General features: G+C 41.2%; 21 protein-coding genes and 2 tRNA genes. 12 read left to right on the forward strand and 11 right to left on the reverse strand.

Annotated features, from left to right (window positions below):
• Positions 1–81 precede the first annotated feature (81 nt).
• From M2419_RS05945 to M2419_RS05955, 3 genes are read right to left on the reverse strand one after another with little or no spacing between them, the layout of a single operon-like run.
• On the reverse strand, positions 82–1,758 hold the full coding sequence (locus tag M2419_RS05945; protein WP_153845168.1) for a sodium/sugar symporter: 1,677 nt from the start codon (positions 1,756–1,758) through the stop codon (positions 82–84).
• A gap of 51 nt (positions 1,759–1,809) precedes the next feature.
• Positions 1,810–3,138, reverse strand: a complete 1,329-nt coding sequence (gene xylA / locus M2419_RS05950; RefSeq protein ID WP_075993907.1) for a xylose isomerase — start codon at positions 3,136–3,138, stop codon at positions 1,810–1,812.
• Position 3,139: 1 nt separating this feature from the next.
• Positions 3,140–4,624, reverse strand: a complete 1,485-nt coding sequence (locus M2419_RS05955; protein ID WP_259254509.1) for a xylulokinase — start codon at positions 4,622–4,624, stop codon at positions 3,140–3,142.
• A gap of 120 nt (positions 4,625–4,744) precedes the next feature.
• Here M2419_RS05955 and M2419_RS05960 point away from each other — a divergent pair, with 120 nt between their 5' ends.
• The 4 genes from M2419_RS05960 (at position 4,745) to M2419_RS05975 (ending at position 7,863) form a co-directional block, all read left to right on the forward strand.
• Positions 4,745–5,767: a LacI family DNA-binding transcriptional regulator gene (locus tag M2419_RS05960; RefSeq protein ID WP_182330845.1), complete on the forward strand. Its 1,023-nt coding sequence runs from the start codon at positions 4,745–4,747 to the stop codon at positions 5,765–5,767.
• Between the two features lie 96 nt (positions 5,768–5,863).
• Positions 5,864–6,352, forward strand: a complete 489-nt coding sequence (locus M2419_RS05965) for a hypothetical protein (RefSeq protein ID WP_235032985.1) — start codon at positions 5,864–5,866, stop codon at positions 6,350–6,352.
• Position 6,353: 1 nt separating this feature from the next.
• The gene (locus M2419_RS05970; protein WP_182330844.1) at positions 6,354–6,827 is read left to right on the forward strand and encodes a hypothetical protein; all 474 of its coding nucleotides are present in this window, start codon (positions 6,354–6,356) and stop codon (positions 6,825–6,827) included.
• Positions 6,828–6,840: 13 nt separating this feature from the next.
• Positions 6,841–7,863 (forward strand): oxidoreductase, encoded by a 1,023-nt coding sequence (locus tag M2419_RS05975; RefSeq protein WP_182330843.1) that lies wholly within the window; start codon positions 6,841–6,843, stop codon positions 7,861–7,863.
• A 123-nt stretch (positions 7,864–7,986) separates the two neighbouring features.
• Here the strand turns inward: M2419_RS05975 and M2419_RS05980 are convergent, their stop codons facing one another.
• Complete coding sequence (locus tag M2419_RS05980; protein WP_159731710.1) at positions 7,987–10,062, reverse strand: Na+/H+ antiporter; 2,076 nt, start codon at positions 10,060–10,062, stop codon at positions 7,987–7,989.
• An 88-nt stretch (positions 10,063–10,150) separates the two neighbouring features.
• Positions 10,151–11,533: a phosphoglucosamine mutase gene (glmM, locus tag M2419_RS05985; RefSeq protein WP_120336231.1), complete on the reverse strand. Its 1,383-nt coding sequence runs from the start codon at positions 11,531–11,533 to the stop codon at positions 10,151–10,153.
• Between the two features lie 200 nt (positions 11,534–11,733).
• On the opposite strand from glmM, the gene M2419_RS05990 reads away from it, so the two are divergent.
• Entirely contained in the window at positions 11,734–12,315 is a 582-nt protein-coding gene (locus M2419_RS05990) for a phosphatase PAP2 family protein (protein WP_259254510.1), read from the forward strand.
• Positions 12,315–13,124: a ZIP family metal transporter gene (locus M2419_RS05995; RefSeq protein ID WP_259254511.1), complete on the forward strand. Its 810-nt coding sequence runs from the start codon at positions 12,315–12,317 to the stop codon at positions 13,122–13,124. Before M2419_RS05990 ends, M2419_RS05995 begins: the two co-directional genes overlap by 1 nt.
• A gap of 5 nt (positions 13,125–13,129) precedes the next feature.
• Here M2419_RS05995 and M2419_RS06000 read toward each other — a convergent pair whose 3' ends face one another.
• The gene (locus M2419_RS06000; RefSeq protein WP_153845158.1) at positions 13,130–13,579 is read right to left on the reverse strand and encodes a MarR family winged helix-turn-helix transcriptional regulator; all 450 of its coding nucleotides are present in this window, start codon (positions 13,577–13,579) and stop codon (positions 13,130–13,132) included.
• Positions 13,580–13,707: 128 nt separating this feature from the next.
• Here M2419_RS06000 and M2419_RS06005 point away from each other — a divergent pair, with 128 nt between their 5' ends.
• The 4 genes from M2419_RS06005 to M2419_RS06020 all read left to right on the forward strand — a co-directional run bounded on the left by M2419_RS06005 (position 13,708) and on the right by M2419_RS06020 (position 18,020).
• Positions 13,708–13,947: a FeoA family protein gene (locus tag M2419_RS06005; protein ID WP_046672175.1), complete on the forward strand. Its 240-nt coding sequence runs from the start codon at positions 13,708–13,710 to the stop codon at positions 13,945–13,947.
• Complete coding sequence (gene feoB / locus M2419_RS06010; protein WP_259254514.1) at positions 13,947–16,049, forward strand: ferrous iron transport protein B; 2,103 nt, start codon at positions 13,947–13,949, stop codon at positions 16,047–16,049. Before M2419_RS06005 ends, feoB begins: the two co-directional genes overlap by 1 nt.
• A gap of 6 nt (positions 16,050–16,055) precedes the next feature.
• On the forward strand, positions 16,056–16,217 hold the full coding sequence (locus tag M2419_RS06015; protein ID WP_075993917.1) for a FeoB-associated Cys-rich membrane protein: 162 nt from the start codon (positions 16,056–16,058) through the stop codon (positions 16,215–16,217).
• Positions 16,218–16,436: 219 nt separating this feature from the next.
• Complete coding sequence (locus tag M2419_RS06020) at positions 16,437–18,020, forward strand: amino acid permease (RefSeq protein WP_259254515.1); 1,584 nt, start codon at positions 16,437–16,439, stop codon at positions 18,018–18,020.
• A 71-nt stretch (positions 18,021–18,091) separates the two neighbouring features.
• Here M2419_RS06020 and M2419_RS06025 read toward each other — a convergent pair whose 3' ends face one another.
• The 3 genes from M2419_RS06025 to mnmA all read right to left on the reverse strand — a co-directional run bounded on the left by M2419_RS06025 (position 18,092) and on the right by mnmA (position 21,030).
• Positions 18,092–18,634, reverse strand: coding sequence for a GNAT family N-acetyltransferase (locus tag M2419_RS06025; RefSeq protein ID WP_259254516.1), 543 nt, complete (start codon positions 18,632–18,634; stop codon positions 18,092–18,094).
• Positions 18,635–18,686: 52 nt separating this feature from the next.
• Positions 18,687–19,751: a PA0069 family radical SAM protein gene (locus M2419_RS06030; RefSeq protein ID WP_259254517.1), complete on the reverse strand. Its 1,065-nt coding sequence runs from the start codon at positions 19,749–19,751 to the stop codon at positions 18,687–18,689.
• A 187-nt stretch (positions 19,752–19,938) separates the two neighbouring features.
• Entirely contained in the window at positions 19,939–21,030 is a 1,092-nt protein-coding gene (gene mnmA, locus M2419_RS06035) for a tRNA 2-thiouridine(34) synthase MnmA (RefSeq protein WP_046672147.1), read from the reverse strand.
• Between the two features lie 188 nt (positions 21,031–21,218).
• Here mnmA and M2419_RS06040 point away from each other — a divergent pair.
• Positions 21,219–21,291: transfer RNA gene (locus M2419_RS06040), tRNA-Phe, on the forward strand.
• 42 nt (positions 21,292–21,333) lie between these two features.
• A tRNA-Phe gene (locus M2419_RS06045) sits at positions 21,334–21,406 on the forward strand.
• Between the two features lie 245 nt (positions 21,407–21,651).
• Here M2419_RS06045 and M2419_RS06050 read toward each other — a convergent pair.
• A complete protein-coding gene (locus tag M2419_RS06050; RefSeq protein WP_159731720.1) occupies positions 21,652–22,443 on the reverse strand; it encodes an SDR family oxidoreductase in 792 nt (263 codons plus the stop codon).
• Between the two features lie 179 nt (positions 22,444–22,622).
• Entirely contained in the window at positions 22,623–23,450 is an 828-nt protein-coding gene (locus M2419_RS06055; protein WP_259254518.1) for an amidohydrolase, read from the reverse strand.
• Between the last annotated feature and the right edge of the window lie 2 nt (positions 23,451–23,452).

Genomic DNA, 23,452 nt, shown 5'->3' on the forward strand with positions numbered 1-23,452 from the left:
AGATAGGTATTTTTAAAACAAACAAAAAACTCCCATCAACCTCGGTTGATGGGAGTTTTTAAAATCTTATTTGCTATTGAATTACCAATAAATAGAATATAATGCCGTAACCAATAGCGCTACGATCAATGCAATGACCAAAAACGCCCGGTGTGGTTTAAACATCGTTGTATCAACTTCCAATCCTGCTGGCACAACACCACGCTTATTGTCAATGATACTAATGAGAATCATACCGATAATACAGATCACGAATACAAATCCCATTCTATCCAAAAATGGAATTTCGTAGACTCCTGTTGTTGGATTTGGAACGGAGAAACCTGTCGATGACAAGAATGACAAATCGACCCAATCCGGCAATTTCTTGAAGATGATGGAGAAAATAAAACCACCAATCGTTGCAAACAAAGCCGCATTTGAAGTTGCTTTCTTCCAGAAGAATCCTAAAATGAACATCGCAAAAATACCTGGAGATACAAAACCCGTATATTCTTGAATATATTGGAATCCACCTTTTTTATCAATACCCAAATGTGGAGCAATCAGCACACCCAAAATCATGGCAACCACAACAGTTAACTTGCCGATATTGACCAATTTCTTGTCCGATGCTTCTGTATTGAATACTTTTTTATAGATATCCAAGGAGAAGATTGTTGCGATACTGTTTGCTTTACCTGCCAAAGAAGCCACCACTGCAGCTGTCAATGCTGCAAACGACAAGCCTTTTAAACCTGCTGGCAATAAATTCAACAAAACTGGATAAGCGTGGTCTGGGTTTACCTCACCATGTTGCATCATTTCATTTTGGAACAAGCCATCTTTCCACATGACATAGGCTGCAATACCCGGCAACACAACAATGATAGGCATTAATAACTTCAGAAATGCGGCAAACAAGATACCGTTTCTCGCGGTTTTCAAATCTGCTCCAAGCGCGCGTTGCGTGATGTATTGATTACATCCCCAGTAATTCAAATTAACGATCCACATACCGCCAATCAATACGGTTAGCCCCGGTAAATCGAGATAGTTCTCATTTTTACGATCCAGAATCATATGAAAGTGGTCGGAAGCTTTTTCGGTCATCAAGTGATAGCCTTCCAATACTCCTGATCCACCATAGTGCTCTGAAACGAGGTTCAAGGCTAGGTAAGTGGTCGCCAAACCACCCAATACCAAAAAGAAAACCTGAATAATATCTGTATAACCGATTACTTTCATTCCCCCCAATGTAATGATCACAGCAAAAATCGCAATGGCATACATACAGGCATCCAGACTGATACCGGAAATACTACTTACCGCAATGGCTCCCAAATAGAGGATGGATGTCAAATTAACGACAACATACAACAGTAACCAGAAAACGGCCATGATCATCGCAACAGTCCCATTATATCGTTTATGGAGAAACTGTGGCATCGTAAAGATCTTGTTCTTTAAGTATACCGGGATAAAAAATACCGCAACGACAATCAGTGTAATGGCAGCCATCCACTCGTAAGTCGCAATAGCCAATCCCATCTTAAATCCGGAACCGCTCATACCGATAAATTGCTCGGCCGAAATATTGGACGCAATAAGTGAAGCTCCGATAGCCCACCAAGTCAATGACCCCTCAGCCAAAAAATAGTCTTTGGAGCCTACAGATTCAGATTTCTTGCGATAATACACCCATAATCCATAACCTGCTACAATAACAAAGTATATCAGGAAAACGATGTAATCTTTTGTGCTTAAATAATTATTCATGTATTGGTAATTGGTTTAATTTGATCGCCTAATATAGAAATATTTTTAGAACTATATATATCTATTAACCAAATTTTCTAAATACTCCTGTTTACCACTAATCGTTTTCGGCTCACCTAATTCCACTGCTAAATCCCTTAAGTTCTCCAGGGTCAATGTCCGTTCTTCAAATGATGCACCATGGCCTGTATCAAAAGAAGCATAACGATCGGCCCGTATTTTTTTGTAATCCGAGTCTTGAAGGATGCGATCTGCCGTAATAAGCGCGCGTGCAAAAAGATCCATACCACCGATATGTGCATAAAACAAATCTTCAGGATCTGTCGAGTTGCGACGGATTTTGGCATCAAAATTCACACCTCCACCTTGGAATCCACCACCTTCCAAGATAATCAACATGGCTTCGGTCAATTCATTGATATCATTCGGAAATTGATCTGTATCCCATCCATTTTGATAATCACCGCGGTTAGCATCAATGGAGCCCAATTTACCTGCATCTACAGCAACCTGTAGCTCATGCTGGAACGTATGCCCGGCCAATGTCGCATGATTTACCTCTAAATTTAATTTAAAATCTTCCAAAAGATTATACTGACGCAGGAAGCCCAGCACGGTAGCCGCATCATAATCGTATTGATGTTTTGTAGGCTCACATGGTTTCGGCTCGATAAAGAAAGTTCCTTTAAAACCATTTTTGCGGGCATAATCCTTGGCCATATGTAAAAACTGTGCAAGATGTTCCTGCTCACGCTTCATATTGGTATTTAAAAGGCTCATATACCCCTCTCTTCCACCCCAGAACACATAATTTTCACCACCAAGAGCAATCGTTGCGTCCAAGGCTGCTTTGACCTGTGCGCCACCATGTGCAAGAACATGAAAATCTGGGTTAGTTGCTGCTCCATTCATGTAGCGTTTATGGCTAAAAAGGTTGGCTGTTCCCCAAAGCAATTTTATACCGCTTTCCTGTTGTTTCTCCTTCGCATAATCAACGATAGTTGACAGACGCTTTTCATTTTCAACAACATTATCCGAATAATCTACTAAGTCCACATCATGGAAGCAATAATAGGGTATATTTATTTTACTGATAAATTCGAATGCTGCATCCATTTTATCTTTTGCCCTAGTGATTACATCGTTGCTTTCATCCCATGGAAATTGATGTGTCGGTCCGCCAAATGGATCAGACCCGTTACCATTGAAAGAATGCCAGTACGAACAGGCAAACTTAAAATACTCTTCCATCGTCTTGCCACCAACAATTTGTTTTGGATTATAATAACGGAAAGCCAATGGATTTGTACTGTCCTTTCCTTCGAATTGAATTTGGCCAACGCCTTTGAAAAATTCTTTTTTCCCTTTGATAATATTCATCTTATTTGCTATTTATTTGTTTGTTTAATAATTCCTTCCATTGCTGATAATGCTCCTCATATTGCGCTACAAATTGAGGTTCCACTGTATACACAGGTTTCAAAGAACGAAAAGCTTCTGTAGAATCTGCATAATACCCACTTCCTATACCTGCTCCGAGAGCGGCTCCAATACTGCCATCATGATTAAAGATTTCAACTGGAACGTCAGTGGCTCCCACAAATGACTCCCTGAAAACAGCGCTCAAGAATAAATTCGCATAACCTGCACGAATCATATTTGGATACAGATTGTTTTCGCGCATGATATCCAAGCCATAGCGAAAAGCATATGCAATCCCTTCCTGTATAGCGCGCAGCATATCACTTGTCTCATGCCTATTCAAATCTATCGCTGAAATTGAAGCTCCAACCGTTTGGTTGTTGAGCATCCGTTCGGCACCGTTGCCAAATGGGATAACCTGCAATCCTTTGCTACCGATAGGAGATGCACCAGCCATGGCATTAATCTGTTCGTAAGACAAATCGCGTCCCAACAATCGTCTACCCCAGCTATTCATAATGCCTGTTCCATTGATACAGAGCAATACCCCTGTCCGGATATTATCCTCTTGATAATTCACATGGGCAAATGTATTTACGCGCGATTCGCGGTCGGCGATCAGCTTGTCGCTGACGCCATAGATCACCCCTGAAGTACCTGCGGTCGCAGCGACTTCGCCAGGTTGAAGGACATTCAGCGAAAGTGCATTGTTGGGCTGGTCGCCGGCTTTATAATTGATGGTCACTGTATTAGATAGCCCAAGTTCTTCAGCAACAGCGGATTTAATTTGACCATGCGTTGAAAACACAGGTAAGATCTCAGGAATAAGATGATCATCAAAGCCATAATAATCCATAATCGTACGCGACAATACATTGTCCTTGAAATCCCAGAATATCCCCTCAGATAAGGCCGAGATGGAAGTCGTCACCTGCCCCGAAAGTTTCATGGCTATAAAATCCCCTGGCAACATGATCTTATCTATTTTTTCATAAATTTCCGGCTCGTTTGCTTTTACCCAGGCCAACTTTGACGCTGTAAAATTACCCGGTGAATTCAGATGATGACTCAGATTAAAAGACCTTCCGATTTCTTCAAAAGCGATATTTCCCAATTCAACAGCCCTGCTGTCGCACCAGATAATGGCATTTCGCAGCACATGCTGATCTTTATCGACCACGACTAAGCCGTGCATCTGGTATGCAATGCCAATGGCCGAAATTGCTTTGGGGTCATACAGGCCCAGCCTGTTTGCCTTCAACAGAGCCTGTTTAAAGTAGTCCCACCAATCGAGCGGGTTCTGTTCAGCCCAATTGGGCTCCAAAGTAATTATGGGAGCTTCTACGTCCGGATATTGCACCGAGCAAACCTTACGTTGTGAAGATGCCTCAACAATCGAAACTTTTACAGAAGAAGTACCTACGTCTATACCTAATAAATACATGGTAATCAATTCTAATTGGTTATAAAAAACAACATCGGCCTCACACTGCAACCGGTTGCATAAAAGTAGGGTATGTTTCTGAATTATCAAAATATTAAATAAAATTATTTACTTTGGAGCGTGAATAAAAAAACGACAATTTATGATATAGCCCGTGCGCTTGGAGTGACAGTCTCTACCGTATCGCGCGCATTGAATAATGTGCCTACGATCAGCGAGGCGACACGAAAACTGGTGCTCGACAAAGCAAAGGAATTGAATTACAGTGTCAATAAGTTGGCCTCTTCTCTTTCCTCGGGCAAGTCCAATACCATCGGTGTCATTGTTCCTACCATGCAAATTCATTTTTTTGCGGAAGCCGTGCATAGCATTGAAAAAGAGTTAAAAAAACACAACTACAGCCTATTGCTTTATCAATCGAATGAATCTTTTGAAGATGAAGTCAATGGCGTGAAGACTTTACTTGAAGCTCAGGTAGACGGCATCATTGCTTCGTTGTCGCTGGAGACGCAAGAAACCCAGCATTTTCAGGAAGTGATCAATCAGCGCAAATGCCTGGTTATTTTTGACCGTACCCATAAAGATATTCCTGCTCCTGTGGTCAAACTTGACGATTTTAAAGCAGGCTACCTTGCAACACAACACCTGCTCGAACAGGGTTACAAAAACATTGCCTTTATCACAACGGACAAAGAAATCGCTATTTTCCAGGATCGTTTCCATGGTTTCGAAGCGGCCTTAAAAGATGCGCAGATTTCCGCACGGGAAGACTTTATCATTCGCGGCGACTTATCCATTGAAGCCGGCATCAAAGGAACCGAACAGATTCTAAAATCTGCAATCCAACCGGACGCCTTTATTGGTGGTGATGACTTTACAGCTGTCGGGATTATACAGGCCTTAAAAACTGCAAATATTGCCATTCCAGCCACAGGAGTGATCGGTTTTGCAAACCAGACCTTTTCTTCCTTTATCAGCCCTACGCTATCAAGTATTGATCAACAGGCCAACAAAATGGGGGAAGAATGTGCAAAACTCTTTCTGAAAATGGTTAAACAAAAAAGTCCGTACGAAGCAATCGAACAGATTGTTCTTGATCCCATATTGATAAAAAGAAAATCTACCAATAGAATAGACAAATAATCAGTACCTTTGCCTAAATTTGTTTAAATGCAAGCCCGGCAGAAATTTAGGATAATAAGCATCTGCTTATTATTTGTCATTCAGGCCCTTTTTTTAGTGGCCATCTTTGTAGAAAATACACATTCTTATATTGTATTGGCTTTTATCGGCCTATTGTCCTTACTGATTTTATACAGTTACCTCAGGTCGCCCATTCATCATCACAGGCATGAATATGAATCGATCAAAATTGCCCTTTGGGTACCTGTAGGAGCGATTGCATCCTACTATTTCAATCAGATCTTCGGCTTGGGCCCTGTATTGGGCGCTGCGCTGACAGGTACCATAGCCTCTTTCATTCCCAATATCAACAAAAATTCAACTTATCTGCCCCACCTCCCTGCAGCAATTTATTGCGGTGCATTTGTAGGAATGTCCAATGCGCAGGTGGCTCATGGATTCTCTTTTGTTTTAGCCGCCAGTATTTTTACAGCGATCTTTCTGATTGTATCGAAAAGTCTATTGAATGGTGTCGGCGGTAAACTAGGCACATTGGCCTTTCTTGGTGTTTCATTGACATACCTGCTATTATATATTTTTAAGTAATATGGAAACATTCATTTTATACCTAGTTGGCATCATCGGGAGCACGGCGACATACTATGTCAACACCAAATTTCACCAAGGGGCAGTGCGCTCATCCGCAATGCTGACCTTACTTGTCGCAGGTTTCCTTCACTTCTTCCCACAAAGTGTTTCTCCTTATCTCGCACAGTACATCCCCCCTATTTTTATAGGCGCGTCATTTATAGGCATGGTCTCAAAAAACCAGTTATCAACCTATTTCGGTTTGGCTCTAGCTGGTGTTATTTTTACGACAATCCTGCTCAATACCAGTAAATTTTTTACTGGTTATGGCGGAGCCCTCGGCACTTCCGCCTGCATCGCTTTGTTGGTGGTACTAAGCATTCCTTATTTTAAATCACCACGGAAAATGACTGTTGGATTTCTTCAGCTCCGTAAAACAATCTTAAAAAAACAAGGAAAAGATTCAAAAAGACGAGTAGATTTGTTTAAATAAAAAGTATAACCACATGAAACCTTTATTTCTGATTTTTATTACCCATATCTTGTTCCTGAGCCATCTGAACGCTCAACAAGCAAAAATTAACATCGTAAATCAAGAACGCAACAGCAGCTACAGAGGCCTAAGCGTGGTCGATGATACAACTGTATGGGTAAGCGGAAGCAATGGTACCGTCGGGCTCAGCACCGATGCCGGAAAAAACTGGCAGTGGGTCAATCCAATTGGCTACGAAAAAACAGATTTTAGGGATATCGAAGCATTTGATGAGAATGAAGCCTTAATTATTTCGGCAGGTTCCCCTGCCATCATCTTAAGTACCCATGACGGCGGTCGAAGCTGGAAAGAAGTATTCATAGATAAGCGACCCGAAATATTTTATGACGGTTTTGCTTTTACACCAAAAGGGGTCGGCATTGCCTTTGGCGACGCCATTCAGGGGAAAATGCCACTATTAAAAAGCATCGATTTCGGAAGGTCCTGGAAAGATATATCCGCGAATATGAAATTTACAATTACCGAAGGAGAGGCTGGTTTTGCGGCCAGTGGAACATCCATATACTGCGATAATAAAGGGACATACTGGATTGCCACCGGTGGAACAATCGCCAATATCTACAGCAGCAAAGATCAGGGGGACACATGGCAACGTTACAGCTGCCCCATCATTCAGGGAAAAAATAGCACCGGCCCATTCTCCGTAGCATTTTACTCGTCGAAAACGGGCATTGTAGTCGGTGGCGATTACAAAGAGGATAAAAACAAAGAAAAAAATAGCCTACTAACCAACGATGGCGGTAAAACATGGTTTGCACCAGAAACAGCTCCCGCTGGCTTTAAGTCGGCCGTTATTTATCTTTCCAAAAAACAGCTGATCAGCACGGGTACCTCGGGTACAGACCTCTCGAATGACGGCGGAAAAAACTGGACGTCTATCGGAAAGGAAAGCTTCAATGCCGTACAAAAGCCAAAAAAAGGCCGAGCGATATTTTTAGTGGGTGATAAAGGAAAAATAGCGAATTTAGCATTATAAGCTAAATTCGCTATTTTTTGCACCTCTGCACGCTATTTCTTACAACACTGGCGCACTATTTTTTACAACACTGGAGTTAGGTTTCGACGAGCAAAAAACCGAGACATAATCGTTTATAAACAACTACTTGCGCGACAAACGTGATTCTTCCAAATCCAGGGAATACTCCATCTCTTTAATAACATCACTGTCAAAAGCCTTACTTTCTTTGATCTTGTAAAGACCGTCACGACGTAGCGCCAAAAGTTCCAACATAATTTTATTATAGAGCCCCCTTACTGCCGAAAGCTGCGCACGTGTATCCTCCTCTTTCGCTCGTTCGGATGCATTTACACTGCGGATGATCTGCTCTTTAACACGGGCAATTGTCTCATGCTCCAGCATTTCCTTTGCGTAATGTTTATCCAGATACGCAATAGATTCTTTGCCAAGACGTACCCGAATCTCATCGATTTGCTCTTCCATTGAAGCTTGCTCATCGACCTCCTCAATTTTTATCAATTTAATCAACAAAGGCAATGTAAGCCCCTGAAAAACAAGCGTCACTAAAATAACCACAAACGTAATGAACAAAATCAGATTTCGGTGTGGGAAGGCCGTTCCATCATATAAAGTCAATGGTATTGCCAATGCTGACGCCAAAGAAACCACTCCCCGCATACCGGCCCAGCCAACGACCAGGGGCAATTTCCACCCTGGACTCTTTTCCTTGATGCGGACCCGTTTGAATAATATCCTGGGAACAAACGCCGAAAGATAAACGGCGATTAATCGCAAAACAATAACAATTACACAGATCGCCAATGCATAATCAATAGCTTCCTCCATGGAGTATTCCCCCAAACCATTGATGATCACCGGAAGTTCAAGTCCAATTAAAATAAAGACAAATCCATTTAAGAGAAAACCCACTGTCGCCCAAACCTCTTTCGTTTGGATACGCGTATGATAGTTGAGGTAATCCCCTGCCCGGAAAGAAAGAAACAATCCGCCACTAACCACAGCCAAGACCCCCGACCACTCAAAATGCTCCGCAACAATATACATCAGGTAAGGCGCAATGAGCGTTATGGGTGTTGAAATGCTCGAAGACTTAGCAACATAACGTAAGAATATATAGAGGATGTGACCGATGACCAAGCCAACGACAACACCCATGACCGATAACATCAGAAACTGCGTCGTCGCAGTGCTCATCACAAACTGGCCGGTAAGTATGGCAATGGATGCAAATCTAAATACCGTCAATGAGGCCGCATCATTCACCAGGCTTTCCCCTTCCAATATCGCAATTCCACGTTTAGGAATACTTACCCCTTTCAGGACAGAACTAGCAGCCACGGCATCTGGGGGAGAGATAATCCCACCCAGTAAAAAGCCCAGCGCCAAGGTAAATCCCGGAATAATACTGACCGAAAAGTAGGCAATCGCCAGCGATGTGAAGAAGACTAAACCAAAGCCCATGATAAAAATAGACCGTCGCCACTTCAGAAAGTTCCCCCAATTGGTATACCAGGCTGCTTCAAAAAGCAAGGGTGGCAAAAATACCATAAACACGATATCGGGATCAACACTTATGACAGGTGCCCCGGGGATCAACGAGATCACCAGTCCGCCAATAACCAACAGAATGGGGTAAGAGATCTTGAGGCGTTGACTCAGCACAAATAACATGGCCATAAAGAAAAACAGCACCATAACCAATAATAGGTTACTGTGAATTTTCTGACCTGCCTTTCCACCTACGGCCGCTTTCACATCCGCATAAGGTGCCGACATGGACATGCTGTATTGACGAAGCTTCCATTCATTGTCCACCTTACTTAATACGCCCACGCCACGAAAGGACTTGGTATTGATCTTAAACGTTTCATCAAACCAGGCCGTCGTACTATCGGCATTAAAGCTGATATGCCGCTTGTCATAGGTGTAAGTCCAGGCATTTTTGGGATTGAAATATTGATCGCTGAACTTCTCCGCATGGGCTTTATCCCACCTTTCATCATGATCAGTACCCAAAATAACTCCATCCGAAGCAATAACATTCAAAAATGGGCCATATTTTACCTCACCCGAAGTTTTGTGCCAACGATCCAGTAGCCCATTGATTTCGTCCATAGGCTGCTGGGCACTTGTCGGAAAGACAAATAAGATTAAACTAAGAAAACAATACGTACCTAAAATGATCTTTCTAATCATACATTATAAAACTTCGTAATAGCTAAGACAATCCTCTTCCGATGAGATCAGTCTTAAAACAAAAAGCTGCATATGCAGCTTTTTGTCTTTATTTAATTATTTCTTCAATTTCGCGGATAATCTTCTGCGCGATCTGCTCAGCAGCTTCAGGCGTAGGTCCCTCCGAGTAAATCCGAATAATCGGTTCGGTATTCGATTTACGCAAATGCACCCATTCATTTTCAAAGTCTATTTTCAAGCCATCGATTGTTGAATGATCTTCATTTTTATATTTTTCCTCCATTTTGGCCAATAGGTTATCAATGTCCAATTCCGGAGTCAGCGTAATTTTGTTTTTTGACATAAAGTACTGCGGTAAAGACGCGCGGTATTCGGAAGCTTTTTTACCAAGTTTAGCCAAATGTGTCAAGAAGATAGCCACGCCTACTAGCGCATCACGGCCATAATGAGATGCCGGATAAATAACACCGCCATTTCCTTCTCCGCCAATTACCGCATCGACTTCCTTCATCTTTGTAACAACGTTGACTTCACCAACAGCAGCGGCATAATATTCGCCACCATGTGCTTTAGTCACATCACGCAGTGCGCGTGTGGAAGATAAATTAGAAACTGTATTTCCTTTTTTATGCTGCAATAAGTAGTCCGCTACTGCCACTAAGGTATATTCTTCACCAAATAACTCACCATCTTCCATCATAAAGACCAATCGATCTACATCTGGATCTACAGCAATCCCCAAATCCGCTTTGTTTTCAATAACCGCAGCCGATAGATCCGTCAAGTTCTCTTTTAATGGTTCGGGATTATGCGGAAACTGACCATTCGGCTCACAATGGATTTTATAGATTGTCTGCACACCAAGCGCATCCAATAAGGCAGGTATAAATGTACCACCTGTACTGTTTACGGCATCCAAAGCAACTTTAAAATTAGCGGCTTTAATAGCTTCCTTATCAACATATTCCAACGCCAATACAGCGTCTACATGTTTCTGTAAATATGAATAGTCTTTATGAACCTGTCCTAATGCTTCAACTTCGGAAAAATCAAAGTCTAGGGATTCACCAAGGGCCAATACCTCTTGCCCTTCGGCATCTGAAATAAATTCGCCCTTTGCATTCAATAACTTTAGCGCGTTCCATTGACCTGGATTGTGTGAAGCAGTCAAAATGATACCACCAGCAGCTTTTTCCATAGGTACGGCAATCTCTACCGTTGGTGTCGTTGAAAGGCCTAGATCAACCACATCAACACCGATGCTTTGCAGGGTTCCAATCACCAAATTACTTACCATCTCACCAGAAACACGCGCATCTCTTCCAACAACAATTTTTTTTATACCACTCTGCTTAACAATTATTTTGCCGTAAGCAGCTGTAAACTTAACGATATCTATCGGGGTAAGTGCCTCTCCAGCACGCCCGCCTATCGTACCTCGTATTCCTGATATTGATTTAATTAAAGTCATTTCTTTTGAATTGATTAACGTGTAAATTTAGCACAATGGCAATAAAATATCGAATTAAAATTATAATTAATGAATATTTAACGTATATTTGTTGCAACAAAGTTGTTTTTAAAAGAAACAACCGTTTGCAATGAAATTATTTTTACTTTTGAAAAGTGAGTTTTTAAAGTTTGGGAATTTCATTGTCATCAGCAACATTTATGATTCAACAATTAGTACACATCGATCAAGAGATTTTTCTGGCCATTAATCAGGGCTTGAGTAACCCCGTGTTTGATTGGTTATTGCCTATATTACGCAATCCATACACTTGGGCACCCTTGTATTTATTTCTGATCATATTTTTCATAAAGACCTATGGAAAAACAGGAATTCTAATTGTTGCCGTGACCTTGGTTACCTTCGGAGTTTCCGATGGTATATCATCTCATTTGATCAAAAAGACTGTAAAAAGAATTAGACCATGTAACGACGTGGAGTTTAAAGAAAATGTCAACATCCGGGTGCGATGTGGCTCTGGCTTTAGCTTTACCTCCTCTCATGCGGCCAATCATTTTTCCCTTGCTTTTTTCTGGATTGTACTTTTCCGGAGAAGATGGAAACATGCACTTTGGCTTTGTATTACCTGGGCAACCTTAATTTCAGTCTCTCAAATTTATGTTGGTGTCCATTACCCGTTTGATGTCCTCTGTGGTTCAGCCTTAGGTATACTAGTTGGTTTGGCGACAGGCTATCTATTCAAACGGTTTGTACCTAGCTTTTTTAAAACTGAACACGTATAATGAATTCAATTTTATTGATTTTAATTTTATTCATACCTGCATTTGCAAGTGGAATTTCCGTATTTTTTGTACAAAAGAAAGGAACCAGTTTTCTCAAACTCATCCTTTCTTTCAGTGGAGCCTATTTGTTCTCCATTACCGTGCTTCATCTCATTCCGCATGTCTATCAGTCCACCAATACTTCACCTGAGGTATTGGGTATTTATGTGCTTGCTGGATTTCTTTTCCAGCTCTTTCTTGAACAGTTCTCCCAAGGGATCGAGCATGGCCATATCCATACCGACAATGATCACGACCACCACAGCCATCGTTTTCCAATCGGTATTATGTTCAGTCTATGTCTTCATGCTTTCCTTGAGGGCATGCCACTTGCAGCAACACATCAGACTGAACTTGCCCTAGGCATATCCATCCACCACATTCCGGCGGCATTTGCATTGGGGAGTATTCTAATAAGCACGCATTTAAAGAAAAACACCATTCTCATTACACTAGCTTTATTTGCGGCAATGACCCCTTTTGGCTTTTTACTGAGCAAAGCCATCAGTGCAGGTGAAGTAGGCAATATCCAGCAATATTTTGATAAAATCATGGCCGTGGTTATTGGTATCTTCTTGCACATATCTACAACGATACTTTTTGAATCGGGCTCAATTGACCATCATAAATTCAATAAAAAGAAAATGATTGCTGTGATAGCTGGCGTTGCTATTGCACTCGGAAGTTTCTTATTTGTCGGAGAACATGATCATGGGCACGATCAACACCAACAATCGCATGATCATGAACATCATGACCATGCGCATTAATTTCTTTAGCCGCGAAGTTTATCCAACAGTGCACTTAAAGTCATTGCCTCTTTTTCGCTAATTCGATCGGGTAAAAGATCCTTCATCAGCATTTCCTCATCTAAACTCTTAAGAATCTCGAGCCCCTTCTCAGTGATAACCAAATCCACTGCCCTTTTATCACCCCCCGATTGACAACGTGAAACCAATTCTTTGGAAACCATGCGATCAATCATACGCGAAATATCCGGTGTAGTGCTCAACATTCTTGATTTAATCAGATTATTGGTTGCAGGCTTGGGATACTGCCCTCTCAATATGCGCAAGACATTAAACTGTTTCAAAGTGATTCCTTCTTTGGCAGCACGCTGTTCAAGCTCATTGTTAATCCAATTGTACGTGTATAGAATATTTACCGTACAACGATGCCATTCATTGCTGAATTTACTTACTTTGATTTCGTCCTCAATCTTCATTCTGGTTGATAATTAATCGTTCTGAATAGTAAAGATAGCTGTTTTTTACTAAATACATAACTATGACATTAGAATCATTCTAAATGGTAGAAATTCTGTATATTTGAAGAATTCAAAAAAACAGGCAGATGCGTAATAGAACTAGCTTAGATAAGCTAAAAAAAGGGGAAAAAGCGGTAATTATAGATTTTGATTCACACGAAATTCCAGCTAAATTTTTCGAATTGGGGTTTATTCCCGGTACTGAAGTAGAGGTGAAACATATCGCACCTTTGGACGGTCCTATATGTCTAAATATTAGTGCTAATAACGCCTTAATTGCTATCCGCAAATCAGAAGCCAAAGTCATCCTTATTGATCAGAAATAATGAATAACCCGATTATTGCACTTTTGGGTAATCCAAATGTGGGTAAAACATCTCTATTTAACCGGATTACAAAATTAAATCAGAAAGTAGGAAATTATCCCGGTATTACGGTCGAAAAACGTGAGGGGCAAGTTAAAGCCAACAACAAAGTTTATCGCATTATTGACTTACCGGGCACATATACCCTGTTCCCAAGTTCACTGGACGAAGAAGTTGTTTTCAACACTTTAGTCAATAAAGAAAGTAGTTTCAGACCGAACCTCGTCGTTGTCGTCGCTGAACCTACGAACCTAAAACGGTCTATTATTCTTTATCAACAAGCCCGGGAACTCGGTCTGCCGGCCATCTTTGTCATCAATATGATCGATGAAGCCAAAGAAAAAGGAATTACAATCGATATTCAGAAACTTGAACACCTATTAAATACAAAAGTATACGAAACCAATGCGCGTACGGGGCAAGGTATCGATCAGCTGATCAAAAACTTTGATGCTGTTCCGCCCATGTATATCAGCAAATTCAGTCTACCAACGGAAGCTGATGCGGCGTTAGAGGAAACCAAACGTCTCTTTCCATTAGATACGGAATACCACACCTGGCAATACCTGGCCAAAGGCGAAGTATCCTTTTTATCGAAGGAAAAAAATCAGGCTATTCAGCAAATCCGTGAAAAATATCAATTGCGGGCCGAAAAGCTGCAAAAAGACGAAGCTATATTGCGCAGTAAATCCCTAGATAGCAGCCTTACTGAAATCTATGTAAAGGATGAATCCTCAAATAAAAACAAAACCAATACAATTGATAGCATCCTGCTTCACCCAATCTTTGGTTACGTCATCTTCTTTGGCATCCTCTTTTTAATCTTCCAGGCAATTTATACTTGGTCTGGACCAGCCATGGATTTTATCGACGGTCTATTTGGTGATCTTGCAGCCTATACACAAACAGCACTTCCTGCTGGACCTCTGACCGATTTGCTTAGCAATGGTATTATCAAAGGTATTGGCGGAATTGTAATCTTCATTCCACAGATTGTTATTTTATACATCTTTATCTCGATCATGGAAGAAACGGGCTATATGAGCCGTGTTGTTTTCCTGATGGACCGCTGGCTTCGTCCCTTTGGTCTGAATGGAAAATCAGTGATTCCATTGATTTCGGGCGTGGCCTGTGCTGTTCCTGCGGTCATGTCTGCGCGTAACATCGAAAATAGCAAAGAAAGACTGGTCACTATTCTGGTAACACCTTTTATGACCTGCTCAGCACGTCTCCCTATTTATATCGTTCTGATCGGACTGGTGATACCGGACACGAAATTAGGAGGATTTCAAATACAAGGTATTGTATTGTTTGTGATGTACCTGCTTGGCATATTCGCAGCTTTGCTATCCGCGATTATCCTGACCAAAGTCATCAAATCAAAACACAAATCATTTCTCATCTTTGAACTCCCCACCTATAAGACTCCGGATTGGAAAAATGTAGCCTTAAATGTTTGGGAAAAAGCATCAAGCTTTGTCTTCGGCGCAGGTAAAATTATTTTAGCCATTTCCGTTATACTCTGGGCATTAGGTAGTTTTGGTCCAAACGATAAATTTAGCCAAGCAGAAGAATATGTAACAAAAAATAACCCCAACCTGTCCGAAGCAGATTTGGAGCATGAAGTTTCATCTTATCGTCTGGAACACTCCTTCCTTGGCTATCTTGGCATGGCTATTGAACCTGTTGTTGAACCATTGGGCTATGACTGGAAGATGGGTATAGGTCTCATTTCTTCTTTTGCTGCCCGTGAAGTGTTTGTGGGCACAATGGCAACAGTATATAGCCTTGGTGACGAAGTGGATATCGAAGATGAAGCATCTAAAACAACGGTATTAGGCAAAATGAAAAGCGAAATTAACCGGAATACCGGTTTACCGGCTTACAATTTGGCTTCCGGTGTATCCTTATTACTGTTCTATGCTTTTGCTATGCAATGTATGAGTACAATTGCGGCAGTAAAAAGGGAAACAGGCTCATGGAAATGGACTTTAATACAACTTGGTTTTATGACAGGTTTGGCCTATTTCAGTGCCTTAATTGCTTATCAACTTTTAAAATAAAAAGCTATGGATAATTTAACAGTACAATATCTCATCGTAGGAATTCTCGTTTTGGCGGCTGTATGGTATGTCGTTAAAAATGTCCGAAAATCATTAAAGGGCAAGTCGAGCTGCTCGAAAGGCTGTGGATGCGACTGCAGCGTAGAAAAAACACAAAAAGCAAATTAATTTATCTTTTTGAGTAGCATTTGCAAATAAGATTTCGTTATTAGCTAGAGTGGCCAAAAATCACACTAGCTACTAATTCATAAAGCGCCGTATTTCTAAATTACGGCGCTTTCTATTTCTTAACCAAACATGGCTCCCGCGATTGTTTATAAAAAAACCACGAAATACATTAAAACCACAACAGAATGTGCACAAATACCTAAGTGTTTTATTAACTTTATGCGCTTAGGGCAAAAGATGCACTGGGAGCCACGTTATTCGTCGGCACATCATACAGCAGCAGCAATTTTGACCAATTCGATTCTGGTACGGAGTAAATGTCTTCACAGGTTTCCCCTGCCAAGGATCGGTCAAAACAAACTAGTAACCGTATTAACCATACACATGGAGAAACAGAACAATAAGGAAGAATTAAAAAGAGGACTTCAAAATAGACATATTCAATTAATTGCCCTGGGTGGTGCAATTGGTACGGGTTTATTTCTAGGTATCGGAAAGGCTGCCACACTTGCTGGGCCGGCAGTTATACTCGGCTATGCTTTCGCTGGAATTATTGCTTTTTTTATTATGCGCCAATTGGGCGAGATGGTTGTTGAGGAACCTGTTTCAGGAAGTTTTAGCTACTTCGCCAATAAATATTGGGGTTCTTTTGCAGGTTATGCTTCGGGCTGGAACTATTGGGTCCTTTATATCTTGGTGAGCATGGCCGAACTCACAGCAATAGGTGTTTATGTGCAGTTCTGGTGGCCAGAAATACCCCTATGGGCATCAAGTTTATTTTTCTTCTTTGCAATCAACGCCCTTAATCTTGCCTCTGTCAAAATTTATGGCGAGACGGAATTTTGGTTTTCCATTATTAAAGTTGTTGCGATCATCGCAATGATCGTTTTTGGTGTATACTTACTGGTAAGCGGTACTGGAGGTGAGCAGGCAAGTCTCAGCAACCTGACTTCACATGGTGGTTTTTTCCCAAAAGGCTGGTTTAACGAAACATCGGATGGCAACTTTGAAGGTCTCCTTTCTGCCATGGCATTGATTATGTTTTCTTTCGGTGGCCTAGAGTTGGTTGGCATTACTGCTGCAGAAGCCGAACATCCCGAAAAGAACATCCCCAAAGCGACCAACCAGGTAATCTATCGGATCTTAATCTTTTATGTAGGCGCACTCATTATTCTTTTCTCTTTGACACCGTGGACAAATATCACAGCCGATACAAGTCCCTTTGTACTGGTGTTTGACAAACTTAATGGATTTGAATTTACCCTCTTTGGAAAGACTTTTTATTTTACAAAAATTATCGCAAATGCGCTAAATCTCATTGTCCTTACCGCCGCATTATCGGTATATAATAGTAGCGTCTACAGCAACAGCAGAATGTTATATGGACTGGCAGAACAGGGGAATGCCCCTCGTTTTCTTTCGAAACTCAACAAGAATCATGCGCCTATTAACGCAATTTTAGTCTCGGCACTGTTCGCTGCGATCTGTGTATTTATCAACTATGTTGCGCCGAAAAATGCCTTAGAGATCTTAATGTCACTGGTGGTATCTTCACTGATTATAAACTGGGTGATGATTTCCATTACACACTTGTATTTCAGAAAGAATAAACTCGATGCCCACTTGCGGACCAAGTTCCCATCCTTTCTATATCCCCTAAGTAACTATATCTGTCTGATCTTTTTGATCGCTGTACTTGGCATCATGTGGATAACAGGAATGAAACTTCCTGTAGAATTGATCCCTGCTTGGCTTATATTACTCTATGTGAGTTATGTTTTGATCAAAAGAAAGAAATCTTAGTTCACTGAACCTCGTTCTTATCTATAAAAAAAGCCTGATTCATACAATGAATCAGGCTTTTTTGCTAAAATTTAAAGCGGGTATTCCTCATCGAGAACAGCAAATTCATAGTTGTCGCTCCAACCATCTTTTAACGGCAAAATTTTCCGTCTGCGAGCCTCTTTGACCATGCCGACTTTCTCCATTACTTCAGCGGAAGCGATATTTTCAACAGCACAACCGCCCTCAATTCTATGAAAATTAAGTTCCTTGAAACCAAATGTCAGGATTCGGTTCAATGCCTCTGTAGCATAGCCCTTATTCCACATTTTCGGAACAAGCTTAAACCATACTTCTGCATTTCGATAGCGTAGCTTGACAACGCTGATATTAATTAGACCAATAAACTCCTTTCCTTCTAGAGTTTCTATGTAAAAGGTATAATCCTTTCGGACATCGGATTCATTGATTTGCGCTGACCAAGCTTCCACCATTTGCGCCGTATGGGCTATTCCATCCGGAAATCCACTCGGATTAAATAATGCAGATTCAGGGTACATTAATAGGGAATGGATATTTTCCAAATCTATTTTCTCTACGGATCTGAGTTTGAGCCGTTCTGTTCTAATTTCCATTTTTAAAATTACACAAATGGCTTAATTTTCTGCTGCCATTTGACAATAATAACTAAAACAAGCCCAGCTGCGTGCCTGCATCGGGTAAGCGGAAAAGATCCCTTCTCAAGGATGGAAGCGTCCCATTATTCATATATTTCTTGACGGAAAGCTTGAATAAATGCTGTAAGCTCTCGGCCATATGGCCATCCCCTTTTATCCTCCGTCCAAAATCGGTATCGTTAATTTTTCCACCATGGCAGGCTTCAATCCCATGTAATACCTTTTCAGCACGGTCAGGATAATTCTGATAGAGCCAATCCTTAAAGATACCACCGATCTGTCCATTGAGCCGTACGATGGTATAAGAGGCTGTAATTGCTCCCGCATCTGCTCCCGAACGGATCAAATCTGAAATCTCATCACTATTGATCCCCGGAACGATGGGCGCCATCATCAGCATGACGGGTACACCTATCCCTCTCAACCCTTCTATCAGTTTCAACCGGGCCGATGCCGTTGCAGTACGTGGTTCCATTTTCTGACGTACCTCCTCGCGCAACGAATTGATGGTTACTGCAACGGAAACCAGATTGTGTGCTGCAAGCTCACGCAAAAGATCAAAATCCCGCCGCATCAGTACATTTTTGCTGATGATAGAGACCGGATGCTGGTATTTGAGCATCAATTCTAAAAGCGAGCGTGTGATACCCAGCTTCCGTTCAATAGGTTGATAACAGTCTGTATTGCCTGAAAGCATAATCAAATCGGGCTGATAGCTCGATTTTCTAAACTCCTGTTCGAGAAGCTGAGCGGCATTATGTTTTACCAAGATTTTACGCTCAAAATCCAATCCTGCACTAAAACCCCAATACTCATGCGAATTGCGTGCATAACAATAAATACAACCATGTTCACAGCCCTGATAGGGATTAATGGATCTTTCAAAACGGAGATCCGGGCTATTTGATTTGGATATAATGGATTTTGGATGAGTCGGAATAAATTGTGTTTTTTCGGTCCCCAAAAACTCCTCATCCAGCCCTTCAACATGCTCCTGCACGTATTGGTTAGAAAAAAATTTGTTATTGGGATTGATCTGTGCCCCTCTACCCTTAAAATATTCTGACGAATTCATAAGTTAAAATTACTAAAATTATTAGTAAAAACAAATTAAGATTTCTCAATTTTCATAAAGGCGGAAAGCGAATATCTTCTAGTTTGAAGCTCAAATAAATCGCATTTTAAACCAAATAAAAATCCCTATACTTTTGTTACAGTATAGGGATTAAAATTCTTATGCTAGATCTCAGTCCAGCTTCTTCTTATTTCATTAAGAAACCACCACCGAGTAGATCATTGCCTTCATAAAAAACGGCCGATTGTCCAGGAGCAATACCTTTCACATTGTGTACAAAATCAATGCGGACTTTATCACCTTCTTGGGAGATGGTCGACAAAGCACCAGAATCTTTATAACGTACCTTTGAAATTGCTTCCATCGGTTGATCCAGTCCTGCATATTTCACAAAGTTCACATTGCGAACATAGGCATGTGACTTTTCAAGTTCGTGTTCTTCACCCAATACCACCGTATTACTTTCTGGAAGGATTTCGATCACAAACATCGGTTTACCCAAGGCAATACCTAAGCCTTTACGTTGACCGATGGTGAAATAAGGGTAGCCAATATGTTTACCGACGACGGTACCATCGGAAAGGATAAAATTACCCGGACCAATTTGTTGATCCAATGTTGGCACCTTATGTCTCAAAAACGCACGGTAGTCGTTGTCAGGAACGAAACAGATTTCATAACTTTCAGACTTATTGGCCAATTCTTTTTGTCCCATATCCAAAGCCATCTGACGAATTTCCTTTTTCGTGAAAGATCCTAAAGGAAACTGGGTCCGAGCAAGGTTTTCTTGTGACACGCCCCATAGAACGTAAGATTGATCTTTGTTTTCATCCTTACCTTTTGATATCACATAGCGACCATTGTCGTGCATACGGATATTGGCATAGTGCCCGGTAGCGATAAATTCACAGTCCAATTTGTCAGCACGTTTCATTAAAGCCTCCCACTTGATGTGGGTATTACACAAAACGCAGGGGTTAGGCGTGCGCCCAGCAATATATTCTTCTACAAAATTATCAATCACAAAATCTCCAAACTCATCACGTATATCTAATATATAATGAGGGAAACCATAGTTTACGGCTAATGTACGAGCGTCATTGATACTATCAAGGCTACAACATCCGGTCTCTTTCGACGAACCACCTGCGGATGCATAATCCCATGTCTTCATCGTGATACCGATAACTTCATATCCTTGTTCGTGGAGCATGACAGAAGCAACGGAGCTATCTACCCCTCCACTCATTGCAACTAAAACTCTTCCTCTTTTACTCATCTCTAATTATTGAAATGCAAAGATACAGCTTATTCCTTTTTCTCTATGTTAGTTTCTTGTAATTTTATCTCGATCAAAATCAACACGTTCGAAAAAAGTATAAAAATAATCTCCATAAAAGTTTTAGAATTCAAATTATCGGACTATATTTGCATCGCAATAGGGGAACAAACCCATAGCAAAAAAGCGGTGCCATAGCTCAGCTGGTAGAGCAAAGGACTGAAAATCCTTGTGTCCCTGGTTCGAACCCAGGTGGCACCACGCTTCAATCTGATGATCACAGATTTAAATAAAAGGTCAACTGGTGCCATAGCTCAGCTGGTAGAGCAAAGGACTGAAAATCCTTGTGTCCCTGGTTCGAACCCAGGTGGCACCACAAAAAAAGCTTGTTCATTGAACAGGCTTTTTTTGTTTTATCCCCATATTATATAGCAACTTTCTCGTTCTATACAGCCTATCGTGTTTATAGTCACAGCTGCCGCGCTATCCAAACTCCAATGTTTACCTTTAATCAGCTCGTCGGAAAGTGTCAAAAAAACGATTATGGATTTTGGAAATGAACCGGAGTTGTCACTTTAAAAACCACACAAGTTTAATTTCCAAAATCCAATCGCTGTTCTGCTACGATTCAGCAATAATAGAGCGATCCAGATGCACATAGCCACCGTCCACATGAATCAACTGACCTGTCGTATGGCTTGATTTGCTCGATAAAAGAAATACAGTTGTATCGGCGATTTCTTCTGCTGTCGTCATGCGATGCTCCAATGGAATGCGGTCCGTAATTTTCTTCAAGGTCTCCTCCGGATTTGATAAGGTTTGAATCCAGGTATCGTATTGCGGAGTGGCACATTCTGCCACGATAATGGCATTTACACGAATCGAGTAAGGTAACAATTCTACAGCCCACTCGCGTGTAAGCGCATTACGTCCGCCATTGGATGCAGCATAAGCCGAGGTATTCCCCTGTCCTGTTTCGCCAGTTTTGGACGAAATATTCACAATACTACCTTTAGAAGCTTTCAATGCATCCAAGGCATGATGTGCCATCAGATAGTAGTGAATTAAGTTCTTGTGCAGAGAAGCAACAAATTTTTCATAATTACCTGATGCTAATCCGACACCATCATTTTGCCCAGCATTATTCACCAAACCATCGATACGGCCATATACTTCCAATGTCTTTTGGACTGCTCGTTCACAATCTTCGGGTTTAGATAGCTCTGCTTCAATACAGAGTGCATCCACACCAAATTGCTTGATTTCTTCCTTGACTTTTTCATTATCCGCCTGTTTACGACCAACAATGACCGGAATAGCCTGTTCTTTAGCTAACGCATGAACTACGGCCCGCCCGATTCCTTTTGCTCCGCCGGTAACAATAACAACTTTATCTCTTAAATGAAGATCCATAATACTTTTATTGAATGGTTTGTTTCATTGATTGTGCTTAACATTAGCAACAATGAACTCTTTCTCTGGTTATTGATTAATTTATATTGACGTTATTAAGCCGATTATCCTGCTTCATGGCCAATAAAAAACTTCAGCATGTTATTTTTCCATTTCATAACATGCTGAAGTTTTTCCTCTTAAAGATTATACACGCGTATAGCGTTCTCTGCCCAAAATGCGTTCTTCTCTGCAGCTGTAAATTGCCCCAATTTATCTTCAACTATGGCAATACTTTCTTCGTAAGATGCCGCCAATAGACATACCGGCCAATCTGACCCATACATAATGCGCTCCTTTCCAAAACGTGCAAAGATATGCTCCAGATATTGTTTAAAATCATCAAGCTTCCATCCTTCCCAATCGGCCTCCGTTGCAAGTCCAGAAACTTTACAGACAACATTCGGAAAAGCCGATAGCGCATCGATAAACGCTGCCCACTCATCAAATGCTTTCGACTTGATTGGCGGTTTGGCAATATGATCCAACACAAATTGTAGATTTGGATTTTGCTGCACACAATCCAGCGTTGCTGCATAATGACGTGGACGGATGAGCAGATCATAAGTATAACCATAATCTGCCAATGCCTTCAGTCCATTTAGTACGGCAGGGCGGATAAGAAAATCAGGATCCGCTTCTCCTTCAACAATGTGACGAAATCCTTTGATGACCGTATCTGATTGATAGCCATCCAGCTGTTGTCGAATATCTGCTGCTTGAAGATCAATCCAGCCCACAACGCCTTTAATAAAAGGATAATCATTAGCCAGCTGAACCAAATAAGCAGTCTCTTCTTTGGATTGATCTGCCTGAACAGCAACACTCCCTCCGAATCCATTTCGTTCAAGCACAAACTGAATATCCAAAGGGCTGAAATCACGTCTTATGACTTGCATTTCTTCGGTAATCCAACTATCTCTAATTGGATCGAATTTCCAGAAATGCTGATGGGTATCTATACGCATAA

The sequence above is a fragment of the Sphingobacterium sp. BIGb0116 genome (genome assembly GCF_024808035.1).
Taxonomy (GTDB): Bacteria; Bacteroidota; Bacteroidia; order Sphingobacteriales; family Sphingobacteriaceae; genus Sphingobacterium; species Sphingobacterium paramultivorum.

Excerpts from the sequence above, each read along its gene's own strand:
- M2419_RS05945 (WP_153845168.1), bottom strand. The coding sequence starts at position 1,758 with ATGAATAATTATTTAAGCACAAAAGATTACATCGTTTTCCTGATATAC.
- xylA (WP_075993907.1), bottom strand. The coding sequence starts at position 3,138 with ATGAATATTATCAAAGGGAAAAAAGAATTTTTCAAAGGCGTTGGCCAA.
- M2419_RS05955 (WP_259254509.1), bottom strand. The coding sequence starts at position 4,624 with ATGTATTTATTAGGTATAGACGTAGGTACTTCTTCTGTAAAAGTTTCG.
- M2419_RS05970 (WP_182330844.1), top strand. The coding sequence starts at position 6,354 with ATGGAAACATTCATTTTATACCTAGTTGGCATCATCGGGAGCACGGCG.
- M2419_RS05975 (WP_182330843.1), top strand. The coding sequence starts at position 6,841 with ATGAAACCTTTATTTCTGATTTTTATTACCCATATCTTGTTCCTGAGC.
- M2419_RS05980 (WP_159731710.1), bottom strand. The coding sequence starts at position 10,062 with ATGATTAGAAAGATCATTTTAGGTACGTATTGTTTTCTTAGTTTAATC.
- glmM (WP_120336231.1), bottom strand. The coding sequence starts at position 11,533 with ATGACTTTAATTAAATCAATATCAGGAATACGAGGTACGATAGGCGGG.
- M2419_RS05990 (WP_259254510.1), top strand. The coding sequence starts at position 11,734 with ATGATTCAACAATTAGTACACATCGATCAAGAGATTTTTCTGGCCATT.
- M2419_RS05995 (WP_259254511.1), top strand. The coding sequence starts at position 12,315 with ATGAATTCAATTTTATTGATTTTAATTTTATTCATACCTGCATTTGCA.
- M2419_RS06000 (WP_153845158.1), bottom strand. The coding sequence starts at position 13,579 with ATGAAGATTGAGGACGAAATCAAAGTAAGTAAATTCAGCAATGAATGG.
- M2419_RS06005 (WP_046672175.1), top strand. The coding sequence starts at position 13,708 with ATGCGTAATAGAACTAGCTTAGATAAGCTAAAAAAAGGGGAAAAAGCG.
- feoB (WP_259254514.1), top strand. The coding sequence starts at position 13,947 with ATGAATAACCCGATTATTGCACTTTTGGGTAATCCAAATGTGGGTAAA.
- M2419_RS06015 (WP_075993917.1), top strand. The coding sequence starts at position 16,056 with ATGGATAATTTAACAGTACAATATCTCATCGTAGGAATTCTCGTTTTG.
- M2419_RS06020 (WP_259254515.1), top strand. The coding sequence starts at position 16,437 with ATGCGCTTAGGGCAAAAGATGCACTGGGAGCCACGTTATTCGTCGGCA.
- M2419_RS06025 (WP_259254516.1), bottom strand. The coding sequence starts at position 18,634 with ATGGAAATTAGAACAGAACGGCTCAAACTCAGATCCGTAGAGAAAATA.
- M2419_RS06030 (WP_259254517.1), bottom strand. The coding sequence starts at position 19,751 with ATGAATTCGTCAGAATATTTTAAGGGTAGAGGGGCACAGATCAATCCC.
- mnmA (WP_046672147.1), bottom strand. The coding sequence starts at position 21,030 with ATGAGTAAAAGAGGAAGAGTTTTAGTTGCAATGAGTGGAGGGGTAGAT.
- M2419_RS06050 (WP_159731720.1), bottom strand. The coding sequence starts at position 22,443 with ATGGATCTTCATTTAAGAGATAAAGTTGTTATTGTTACCGGCGGAGCA.
- M2419_RS06055 (WP_259254518.1), bottom strand. The coding sequence starts at position 23,450 with ATGCGTATAGATACCCATCAGCATTTCTGGAAATTCGATCCAATTAGA.